Source organism: Parafrankia sp. FMc2 (genome assembly GCF_041008525.1).
Lineage (GTDB): Bacteria > Actinomycetota > Actinomycetes > Frankiales > Frankiaceae > Parafrankia.
In genome coordinates this window covers 1-5,269 of sequence record NZ_JBFLUG010000254.1, presented here as the reverse complement: position 1 = coordinate 5,269, position 5,269 = coordinate 1, and the positions used below count along the sequence as shown (strand labels likewise).

The following is a 5,269-nucleotide window of genomic DNA, read 5'->3' as shown; positions in this document are numbered from 1 at the left end:
CGATGCTGAGCCCTTCACCTGGACCGCCACTGCCGATGAGATCCTCGCCAAGGTCAAACTCGTCCAGGCCAGTGTGAAGAAACTCGTCGCAAATAACAGCAACTAAAGAAAACGGAATCACGTTACATTAGTCATCGAGGAGTAACGGATGAGTGTTCTGGTGGAGCGTCACGACGCGGTCACCGTGGTGACGATCAACCGGCCAGAGGCCCGGAACGCGCTGGACGCCGAGACCATGGCCGGCATCGGGGCAGCGCTGGTCGCGGCCGAGCAGGACGCCGACGTCCGCGCGGTGGTGCTCACCGGGGCCGGTGACCGGGCCTTCTGCGCCGGGATGGACCTGCGGGCCTTCGCCGCAGGCGGCGCGATGATCGACGAGTCCCGGCCCGGCCTCGAGGTGTTCACCCAGCGGGCATACCCCAAGCCGGTCATCGCCGCGGTCAACGGTACCGCCGTCGCCGGCGGGTTCGAACTCATGCTCGCGTGTGATCTGGCTGTGGTGGCCGACCACGCGAAGTTCGGCCTGCCGGAGGTCAAGCGCGGACTGGTCGCCGCGGGCGGTGGCACGAACCTGCCCCGGCGGATCCCGCTGGCGTGGGCCCTGGAGCTGGCCCTGACCGGCGAGACGTTCGACGCGGCCCGTGCGGCCGAGCTGGGCCTGGTGAACCGGGTTGTGCCGGGTGACCAGGTGCTCGGCGAGGCGCTCGCGCTGGCCGGCACGATCGCCCGCAACGGCCCGCTGGCACTGCGCGTCACCAAAGAACTGATGCTAGCGCAGGCCCAGGGCGCGGGCCAGGAGGAGATCGCGGCGGCGACGGCGCACGTCTTCGCCAGTGCGGACGCCAAGGAGGGCGCGATCGCCTTCACGGAGAAGCGGGAACCGCGGTGGACGGGGGCGTGACGGCCGAAGAATTCCGCACCCAGGTGCGGGACTGGCTCGCGAGCGCACCCAAACCGGAGGAGCTGTACGACTACGGCGGCACCCCACAGCTGACGGACGTGCCCGCGGGCAGGCAGTGGCACCGCACGCTCTACGAGGCGGGATATGCCTGCCTGCACTGGCCCGCCGAGCACGGTGGCCGGGACGCTTCCGTGGCGGAGCAAGCGATCTTCGCCGAAGAGGCGGCGCGGGCCGGGGTGCCGCGGCAGCTCAACATCGTCGGGCCGGATCTCGCCGGACCGGTGATCATGCGGCACGGCACCGAGGCCCAGCGGCGGCGGTATCTCCCGCCGATTCTGCGCGGAGACCATCTGTGGTGCCAGCTGTTCTCGGAACCGGACGCCGGTTCCGACCTCGCCTCGCTGCGCACCCGCGCACGGGCCGACGTCGACGACTGGATCATCGACGGCCAGAAGGTGTGGACCAGCGCTGCCGGGTCGGCGGACTACGGTCTGCTCATCGCGCGGACAGGAGAGGACCGGTACCTCGGGATCACCGCGTTCGTCGTCGACATGACGCTGCCGGGCATCGCCGTGCGCCCGCTGCGGCAGCTCGACGGCGAAAGTAAGTTCAGCGAGGTGTTCTTCGACAAGGTCCGGCTGGCCGGGGACAGCGTGCTCGGCGAGGTGGGTCAGGGCTGGCGGGTGACCACCGCGACCCTGGGTCAGGAACGGCTTTCCCTTGGCGCGCAGGCGGTCGGGATGTTCGAGGCGCTGCGCGAGGTCGCCACCGCGGCGCGCGAGCACGGCCTGCTGGACCCGGTCCTCGAAGACACCATCACCGCTTTGTGGAGCCGGATCTGGCTCCTGCGCGCCACCTGGCTGCGGGCGGTCGGTGCGGACACCGAGTTGAGTTCGTCGGCCTTTTCGGTGCTGAAGCTGGTGAGTTCCGAGGTGTATCGCGACCTCGGGGACCTCGCCACGTCGGCACTCGGGACGGACGCGCTGGCGGCCGGGCATCCGTTGGTACACCGGATGCTGGTCGGCCGGGCGCAGACCATTCTCGGTGGCACCAGCGAGATCCAGCGCAACATCCTCGCCGAGCGGGTGCTCGGCTTGCCACGGTGACCGCGCTCGCCGGCCTGATACGGCCGGGCATGACCATCGCACTCGGGGACGGTTTCGGCGCGCCCCGCACCGTTTCGGCGGAGCTGTCGGCGGCGGCCGCGCGGGCCGGAGGAGTGCGTCTGATCTTGGGCTGGATGCCGGAAGCGGATCCAGGGCTGGACTTCGCGGCCTTCGCCGACGTGCGTACCGCGATGCCAGGGTGGGGCCTGCGGGAGGGCGTGGCGGCGGGTACGGTCCGGTTCCCACCGGTCCGGCTGTCGGCGTTTCCCGCGCTGCTGCACGGACTGTGGCGGCCCGACCTGCTGGTCGCGAGTGTGGTCCCGGATGGCGACGGGTTCGCGTTCGGCAGCGAAGTGTCGTGGCAGCGCGCCGCTATCGCCGCCGGCGCCACAGTGGCCGGGGTGGTCGCACCCGGGCATCCGCGCGCGGACGCGGGGCCCCGGCTGTCCCGGGATCAGGTGGTCGTCGTCGGCGAAAGCGCGGACCCGCCGCTGACCCTGCCGGACTCGACCCCGCGCGAGGAGCAGCTCGCCATAGCGCAGTCTGTGCTGGCGCTGATTCCCGAAGGGGCACGGGTCCAGGTCGGGCCCGGACCGGTGGCGGCCGCGATGCTCGGCGAGCTGAAGGTCCCCGTCCGGATCGAAACGGGCATGCTGCCCGAACCCGTGGTGGGCCTCGCCGAGCGTGGCCTGCTGATCGGTGACCCGGTGTGCACTTACCTCGCGGGGGGACCGCGGCTGTACGAGTGGGCCGACGGCCGGCCGTTGCTCCGTCCGATCGAGTTCACTCACGACCTCGGCCGCCTGTCCGCGGAACCGCTCTTCGCCGTCAACACGGCGGTGGAGATCGATTTCGACGGCCAGGTCAACGTCGAGGGCACCGCGACCACCGTGCTGGGCGGCGTCGGCGGGCACGCCGATTACACGGCCGCGGCGACGAGGTCCGTCGGGGGCCTCAGCATCATCGCGACCGTCACCGCGCACAGTGGACGGTCCACTTTGGTGCCCGCGTTGTCCCGGCCGGTGAGCACCCCGGGGCATGACGTGGATGTTGTGGTAACCGAGACAGGCACGGCGGATCTTCGCGGGCTGTCCCGGCCGGAGCGCCGGGACGCGCTGCATGAGTTGTGGGAACGGAATCCAGAACTGTCGTTCGACGAAGGAGAAGAGCATGCGTGACGCGGTGATCGTGGAGGCCGTGCGGACCCCGGTGGGCAAGCGCAACGGTGCGTTGTCCGGGGTGCATCCGGTGGACCTGTCGGCCAAGGTGCTGCAGGCCCTCGCGGAACGAACCGGCATCGGCCCGGTGGTGGTGGACGATGTGGTGTGGGGCTGCGTGGGCCAGGTGGGCGAGCAGTCGGGCGACATCGCCCGCAACGCCGTGCTCGCCGCGGGATGGCCGTTGTCGGTGCCGGGCACCGCGGTCGACCGGCAGTGCGGGTCTTCGCAGCAGGCGGTGCACTTCGCGGCGGCCGGGCTGATCAGCGGCCAGTACGACGTCGTGGTCGCTGGTGGCGTGGAGTTGATGAGCCGGGTGCCGATGAGTGCCGCGGTCGGTGACGCGAACCCGTTCGGGTCCGCGCTGCAGAGCCGGTTCGGTGGCGCCCGGCCGAACCAGGGAATCGGCGCGGAGATGATCGCCGAGCGCTGGGGCCTGTCACGGACGCAGCTGGACGAGTTCTCCGTCGCCTCGCACGAGAAGGCCGCCGCCGCACAGGACGAAGGCCGGTTCGAAGCGCAGATTGTGCCGGTGACCCTCGACGATGGCACGGTCGTCACCGCGGACGAAGGCGTGCGGCGGGGCGGCAGCGTGGAGTCGCTGGCGAAGCTGAAGCCCGCCTTCAAACCGGACGGCGTGATCCACGCCGGGAACAGCTCCCAGATCAGCGACGGCTCCGCCGGGCTGCTGATGACCACCAGCGAGAAGGCGGCCGAACTGGGCCTGCGGCCGATCGCCCGTGTGCACACCGCGGTGCTGGCCGCAGACGACCCGGTGATCATGCTGACGGCCCCGATCCCCGCCACGAAGAAGGCCCTGCAGCGCAGCGGGCTCGACGTGTCCGAGATCGGCGCCTTCGAGGTCAACGAGGCGTTCGCTTCGGTGCCGATGGCGTGGCTGGCCGACATCGGCGCCGACGCCAAGGCGCTCAACCCCAACGGCGGAGCGATCGCGCTGGGCCACCCGCTGGGCGGCAGCGGTGCGCGGATCATGACCACGCTCGTGCACCACATGCGCGACAACGGGATTCGCTACGGTCTGCAAACGATGTGTGAGGGTGGCGGCCAGGCCAACGCCACGATCATCGAACTGGTCTGATCCTGATGACCACCGCCTGGATCCGGCCCTACGACGAGTCCGGCGTGGTGCCGGGACCACGGTTCAAGGACCTGCCCGCCTCGCTACCTGCGTTGTTCGCCGGGCTTGCCGAGAAGGAACCGGATGCCGAGGCGGTGGTCGGCCCGGACGGCTCCTGGGTGGCCTACCGGGAGCTGTTCGAGCGGGCCACCCGGGTCGCGAGTGGCCTCGCCAGGCAAGGTGTGCGGCCCGGTGACCGGGTCGCGATCAGGCTCGGCAACGAAATCGGCTGGTGTCTGGCCTTCCTCGGTGCCTCGCTGGCCGGTGCGGTCGCGGTACCGGTGAACACCCGGTTCACCGAGGCCGAAGCCGAGTACGTGGTGGGGGACTGCGCGGCGACCTTCACGGTCGAGCCCGGCCGGGCGTTGCCGGACAGCGCCCCGCTCGTGCTCGACGCCGAGCCGGACGACTGCCGCCGAACTCGTGAAGTTCGCCAGGGAGCGGATCGCCGATTTCAAGGTGCCGCAGTAAATCGACCTCCGCTCCGAGCCCCTTCCGCGCAACGCCGGTGGCAGGTAGGGGTTCGCCGTGGTGCCGCGCAGGTGAGTGGTCGAGCGCACCTTGTGCGCCGCGAGGCGCTCTGCTGTATCCCCAGCTCAGCTGGGAGGGACTTGGAGGGAGGTTCCTGGGTCGGATGGCTGACCTGGATCCGAAAGGTGAGGGACAACAGCATGCCATGATTCCCGGCGGTCGGGTCCAGTGGTCACCTGTACTCCGCACGTTCGTGCGGTGTGCTGACAGTGTGACTTCTTGATCGGATGGCGTGGCGATCTCCCTGGCGCGTAGTGCGTCCGGTCTGGCACGGCACGCAGCGTGCTGGCGGCCGCCGAACTGGGCTACGGGTCCCCGAGCCTGGAGAAGTTCCTCGGCTCGCTGCCCGTGGTGCGTGACCTGCTGGTCCGCCTCG

The 5,269-nt window shown here is 70.3% G+C and carries 4 protein-coding genes and 2 pseudogenes; all 6 read left to right on the top strand.

Annotated features, from left to right (window positions below):
* Positions 1-148: 148 nt before the first annotated feature.
* On the top strand, positions 149-901 hold the full coding sequence (locus tag AB1460_RS35460; RefSeq protein WP_368966786.1) for an enoyl-CoA hydratase-related protein: 753 nt from the start codon (positions 149-151) through the stop codon (positions 899-901).
* Positions 898-2,007 (top strand): acyl-CoA dehydrogenase family protein, encoded by a 1,110-nt coding sequence (locus AB1460_RS35455; RefSeq protein ID WP_368966785.1) that lies wholly within the window; start codon positions 898-900, stop codon positions 2,005-2,007. Before AB1460_RS35460 ends, AB1460_RS35455 begins: the two co-directional genes overlap by 4 nt.
* Before the next feature lie 29 nt (positions 2,008-2,036).
* Positions 2,037-3,185, top strand: a complete 1,149-nt coding sequence (locus AB1460_RS35450; protein WP_368966783.1) for an acetyl-CoA hydrolase/transferase C-terminal domain-containing protein — start codon at positions 2,037-2,039, stop codon at positions 3,183-3,185.
* The gene (locus AB1460_RS35445; RefSeq protein ID WP_368966782.1) at positions 3,178-4,323 is read left to right on the top strand and encodes a thiolase family protein; all 1,146 of its coding nucleotides are present in this window, start codon (positions 3,178-3,180) and stop codon (positions 4,321-4,323) included. Before AB1460_RS35450 ends, AB1460_RS35445 begins: the two co-directional genes overlap by 8 nt.
* A gap of 5 nt (positions 4,324-4,328) precedes the next feature.
* Positions 4,329-4,715: pseudogene (locus tag AB1460_RS35440) on the top strand (AMP-binding protein); the annotation flags it as partial.
* A gap of 196 nt (positions 4,716-4,911) precedes the next feature.
* Positions 4,912-5,004, top strand: a pseudogene (locus AB1460_RS35435) (IS5/IS1182 family transposase); the annotation flags it as partial.
* Positions 5,005-5,269: the final 265 nt, after the last annotated feature.

Excerpts from the sequence above, each read along its gene's own strand:
- AB1460_RS35450 (WP_368966783.1), top strand. The coding sequence starts at position 2,037 with ATGACCATCGCACTCGGGGACGGTTTCGGCGCGCCCCGCACCGTTTCG.
- AB1460_RS35445 (WP_368966782.1), top strand. The coding sequence starts at position 3,178 with ATGCGTGACGCGGTGATCGTGGAGGCCGTGCGGACCCCGGTGGGCAAG.
- AB1460_RS35460 (WP_368966786.1), top strand. The coding sequence starts at position 149 with ATGAGTGTTCTGGTGGAGCGTCACGACGCGGTCACCGTGGTGACGATC.